Annotated in this window: 6 protein-coding genes and 1 pseudogene; 3 read left to right on the top strand and 4 right to left on the bottom strand. The window is 51.0% G+C overall.

The annotated features are described in order from the left end of the window. Positions 1 to 288 (top strand): annotated as a pseudogene (locus tag V7730_RS22020) (hypothetical protein); the annotation flags it as partial. A gap of 283 nt (positions 289 to 571) precedes the next feature. Here V7730_RS22020 and V7730_RS22015 read toward each other — a convergent pair. From V7730_RS22015 to V7730_RS22000, 4 genes are all read right to left on the bottom strand, one after another. Continuing rightward, positions 572 to 973 carry an IS110 family transposase gene (locus V7730_RS22015; protein ID WP_335749702.1) on the bottom strand — a complete coding sequence of 134 codons (402 nt, stop codon included), beginning with the start codon at positions 971 to 973 and terminating at the stop codon, positions 572 to 574. Between the two features lie 329 nt (positions 974 to 1,302). Then, entirely contained in the window at positions 1,303 to 2,667 is a 1,365-nt protein-coding gene (locus V7730_RS22010) for a Tad domain-containing protein (RefSeq protein ID WP_335749701.1), read from the bottom strand. Between the two features lie 13 nt (positions 2,668 to 2,680). Next, positions 2,681 to 3,118, bottom strand: a complete 438-nt coding sequence (locus tag V7730_RS22005) for a TadE/TadG family type IV pilus assembly protein (protein WP_335749700.1) — start codon at positions 3,116 to 3,118, stop codon at positions 2,681 to 2,683. 341 nt (positions 3,119 to 3,459) lie between these two features. After that, entirely contained in the window at positions 3,460 to 3,594 is a 135-nt protein-coding gene (locus tag V7730_RS22000) for a hypothetical protein (RefSeq protein WP_335749699.1), read from the bottom strand. A 768-nt stretch (positions 3,595 to 4,362) separates the two neighbouring features. Between V7730_RS22000 and V7730_RS21995 the strand changes: the two genes are divergently transcribed. Further along, positions 4,363 to 4,560: a hypothetical protein gene (locus V7730_RS21995; RefSeq protein ID WP_335749698.1), complete on the top strand. Its 198-nt coding sequence runs from the start codon at positions 4,363 to 4,365 to the stop codon at positions 4,558 to 4,560. 35 nt (positions 4,561 to 4,595) lie between these two features. Next, entirely contained in the window at positions 4,596 to 4,913 is a 318-nt protein-coding gene (locus tag V7730_RS21990; protein ID WP_335749697.1) for a DUF6538 domain-containing protein, read from the top strand. The last annotated feature ends 18 nt before the right edge of the window (positions 4,914 to 4,931 follow it).

The following is a 4,931-nucleotide window of genomic DNA, read 5'->3' as shown; positions in this document are numbered from 1 at the left end:
TTTCACATGCTTCTTGATGCACACGACATGGTCATTGCAAACGGGATGGAGACAGAAAGCTTCCAGCCATCGGTCCGCAATTACCTCGATCTGCCAATTGCCACAAAGAACTCACTTACCGCTCAGGTGCCGCGAGACGAAATACACAGTCTGTTCAACCGACCCGATGCGATGAGGACATTGAAGGGCTATGAAGTGGACGTGTTGATGACGTACATGTTCGCCAGAGGAACACATGCCGTTTCGCAAGCACCGAGAGTCTATGACGACTTGAGAGCTGCGGCTTGAAGACCAATTCCTGTCACGGGGTACATGACCGGGGGGACGCCGACTTTGTGCTATTGAGCAGACAACTGTGATTGGCGCAGAGAGAGGGCCTCTCTAATTGGGTGTCTGGGTCAAGTTCGTTTTTTCTCTTGAATGATCAGGGATTTTGTCCGGGCCACGCTTCTCTTCGCAGTCTGGTTTGGCGCTCGAAGTGCACCGCTGCATGCATGTGTCGGAATGGAAGTGGAGAGCCCCGCTTTCCGGCGCGCTTCAAATTGGGCAGCAGACATTTTGGCCTCATTTATTACATGCCCGAGAGGGCGCGATCCTCGTTAGCCAGACCCATCGCCTTCTTGAGCAAAGCGTTTCGCTTACTCATTAACGCCTGCAGCCCATGGGCCTCACGGCTCTTAATATGAGCGCGGCTGAACCAACCTGTCCGTAGGATTTGGGCAATGTCCTTTGCATCCGTCTTGTCAGTCTTGTTTCGGATCGCAGACAAGGCGGTAGTCACCTGTCGTGCTTCCATGCATACGACGTCAAAGCTCTCCAATTGCAAACCAAAGTACAGATACTGACTTAGAGCACCCGCGTCAAAACCAATCAGTTCAACGGGGTGTTCAAGAGCTTCGAGGCAGTCAGCGATATCCTCGATTTCACATGGCAGCTCTCGTTCAAGCCAAACCTTGCCCTTGCCATCGACGATGCACAGCGCACACGACCGACGCTATATGTCTAATCCAACGTAATATTCCATTTTCGGTCTCCCTTGTTCACAACTATGCTGTGATCCTACTGGGAGCTCGACCAAAGTGCAGGGTCAACCTTATTACGCATGCCTTCCGCTGTTAGTGTCAGCTGCCGCTTCCGGCCCGAGGCGGAAGTTCACCAGTTAATCCGATGCCACGCTGCTGTTTTCCGAACCTGTCGTTGGGCATGTAGCTAAAGCGTCGGAGAGCGGGCAATGCATTTATTAGTTACTCCGCAAACCCACATAGCGAAGGATCAAGCATGCATCCAATCTGGGGTTATACCTCATTTTACGGTTCGGAAGTACGGAGCCCGGTACACATTCTCCATACCCTGATTCTGACAGTACCCCATGTCCATGTTGCTCGTGCCGTCGATCATCCCTCTGGATTGGAAAGACACGCCCTGAATGCCATTAGCATTCGCAGAAAACTGGATATCACCGATGGCAAGGATTTGTCCGCCAAACGCGTTGAGTGAAGAGGCCGCCTTGAACCCTCCAAGGGTCATAAGAGTAGCGCCTCCGCCAGCTGCGCAATTATCATCACGTCCGATGCTCAGACCTGAGGGAGTATTAAACGAGGTGACGCTGGAGTTAGTTGTCGCGATGACAACATCCTCAAGCATAACTCCATTTGAAAACTTGATCTCGCAATCACTCACAAATACAAAGTTTGAGTATACGCCGACTTCGAAGGTGACTTTTCCAGACCCTGGGCAACTGAACCGGTTCACCGAATTGGGTTCAAAATGCTCCGGGGTCAGCCCCGTTCCCTTGTACGTCGTATTGCCTTTGGAATCGGGCACCGCGAGGGAAGATGGCGATACAGTGTAGGGCGTACCAGCATATACATAAGGTGGCAGATGATCGGCCTCACCAGTCCAGAAGCTGTCGATAATGTCGGGCAGATCATTGAGTAGGCGCAGCCGATAGGCACCTGATCGCAGGGCGGTTTGAAGACCGTCATTCTTCTCAAATCCAGATTTTGGCATATCGAGATCGTTCAGATCGGGCATAGAAACAATTGTACCAGGTTCAAAGTAGTTGTTCTGGTTTAGGCTGACATAATGATTGGAATGAATGCAAAATCCGTCAGTGAAACTGTTGTTAGATTGTATATCCACCACTAATTCAGCCACAAATCCTTCGGTGAAGCATGGAGGGTAATAAGTGCTGTAAACAGATTCGACATTGACGTTGAAGGTATCAAAACCAACGATCTTGAGTAGTAAGTTCCGCGAGGGATTGCCACGAGTGTCAGACATCTCAGCGGACACCCGAACTGCGTCATTAGAATCCATGTCAGCCGTAAATGTTGCTGACTGCCTATCCCAATTTCCAAACTCTATGTCAGCCCAAGTTATCGCAACTGACCCGAACGTCGATACCGGAAGTAAGCTGGATACAGTTGCCAAAGCCTGATCTTGTGAAGCCATAACATCATGCTTCGTTCTCGTATAAAGAGCAGCGTGCGCCGCGGTATCGGCGGCAATCTGCAATTGAGTCCGTTCGGCAATGACCTTGTTGAAGTCAATTGCGACTCCACCCATCACAATCGAAATTAGCACAAAGAACAAAGCCAAAATTGTGATAGAGCCGTCTTCGCTTTGAGCTATCCGGCTCGTGCCAACCGCAAGACGTGATTTCATGGAGTTATCCATATCAAAACTCGATCAGGTGTTGGGCCCGCACACCGATGTTTATGCCATCGAATGCTGAGAACATCATGTTAAAGGGCATGAGGTTCGTTGCTGGCGTGGTAAGTACTGTAGAGATTTCGCCGCCCGCTATCGTCGATTGAATTAAAACGTCCGCGCCGAGGTATGCAAGTTTCTCGCCAATGTACGCTTCCACCGCTGCGGCATCGTCAAGGCGGCCCAAGGAGAATGCGCGATTGCCATCTTGGACTACACGAAGAATCTGGGATTCACTGAAAAACACCATCGACAGATTTATAATCATGGTCAGCAAAATGGTGAAAATCGGAAGCCATATGACCGTTTCAATTGTCGCGCTCCCCTCTTCATTGGTAAAGAAGTTCGACGATCCATTACGTGAGGTAAGCCTGATGCCGTGCAGAGGCGCATTAATGATAGTCATGTTATGCTCACAATCCGTTGGTTCACTGCTGCTCTCGGGTCCGGCGCTCTTGCCAGACTTCCGCTTCTTCACAATTGCTTCCAATGCAGGCGAGATTATGTTCGAAAGATATCTTTACGAGGGCATACTTATAACCAAATAAAATCAGTTATTTATAAGCTAAGCCCACGTCACAACAACTTAGAAATCGATCAGCAAGCGGAAATGATGAAAACCCGCCTGATCAACCATTACATGAACCAATCGACTAAAATGCGATGACGCGCGCAAAGCCCAGATCCTTCCAGCTCGCCCTTTCCGGACGATTGCGCCGACGTAAAACACTATTGATTGGGTATTCATTAGATGCCGATTTCCCGCTGCAACGCGCAGATATAGGCAGCGATATATAAAACATCGGTCTGCGTGATATCTTGAACAATTGGCATGTCGCCAAATTTCCAGCGGTGTGCTCGAAAACAATTCTGTGCTGCCATAACGAACGCCATACCACCGTGGTGGTTGGGCTCGTAAATCTGGTGAGCCAGAGGCTGGGCAATGGTAGCCTTGCCCTGTGCATTTCTCCCATGGCGTGCAGAGCAAGCAAACTCATATGCTGTTTTTCTATCCGCTTTTGGTCGGATAAGGAGGGCGGCACGCGAAGGCTGACGATAGCATCATCCGGTATTTCCTGGAGGGTATCTTCCTCCACCGATGTAATCACAGCCGCAGGTCGTGTGATGTGCCGAATTCCGGTTACTGCCGCGACCAGAACAATCGGGATTGCCAACCAATTCACCTATATTTCTCTTTGACAAACGACATGCCGATTGAATGTTTTGTCAGGAAACCTGACTTCCATTTGAATGACCGCTTGTGTGATCGGACCTATCGCATGTCAGGCGCGCAGCGAACGGCAGCTCTCCACCCGTTGCTGCCGACTACGCATGTGTCCGCTGGGCTCCAACGCCTTTGCCTGCAACCCGCAAATAAATCCGCAATTCCGTGCACTACGTCCGGCCTGATTATCACCAACGTAGCTCTCCCCCAGCAAACTGAGGAACCTTCTGTATCTAAATAAAGAAGTTTAATCAGGAGTATAGTCATGAAGACGTTTAGCACCCTCGGTCGTATGGCCGGGGGTTTTCTTATGTCACCACCCCCGAAAGCCGCGATCACCACCCTGATATGGCTGGGCGCACGGTCACATCCTGCAGTCACCGTTCTGGTAGCTCTCGCTCTTCTCTCAGCTTGGAGGGACGACCGTGGATGATCTGAAGGAAGGCGATGTCGTTGTGATCGCAGCCTTCGAAGACTGGCCGGAACATCTGTTCGAGGTCGATGACACCTTTGAGGACTGCGTGAGCGGCTACTCGATAACTGGCCCTCTCGTCGGGGTCTACGGCGAGCCGGGTTTCGAGTTAATCCTTCGGGTCGTCTACCGGGCCGTTCGCTCAACCTAATCCCAATAACATTTAAACAGAGAAGGAGGAGACGCATGTCTGCTTCCATTAAGTATGCCTATTTGAAGGGTCACACGTGGCTTTATCGTCGCCACTACCCCAAGGACGTTGCGCTGGTCGTCGGCCAGTCAGTGTTTAAGCAATCGTTAAAGACAGGCGACCCTGCAACGGCGCGCGTCAGAGCAGCGGAACTGAACGCTATCTTCGAGCGAACCGTAGGTCAGGCCCGGTCAGTATCTGAGGGCTTCCAGAGTGACGCAAAGAGCGCCAACCTGGAGCTTCCTTGGGCGGCGACCATCGCTAGATGCCATCACCACCCTGAAGTGGTCCGGCAAAATTGGACAGCGTGCTAAGATGTATCCAACCCGAAC

Origin of the sequence: Sulfitobacter sp., from assembly GCF_036961165.1 — a bacterium.
Lineage (GTDB): Bacteria > Pseudomonadota > Alphaproteobacteria > Rhodobacterales > Rhodobacteraceae > Sulfitobacter.
Note: the sequence above shows the minus strand (reverse complement) of the source record. Positions and strands in the feature narration are given on the sequence as shown.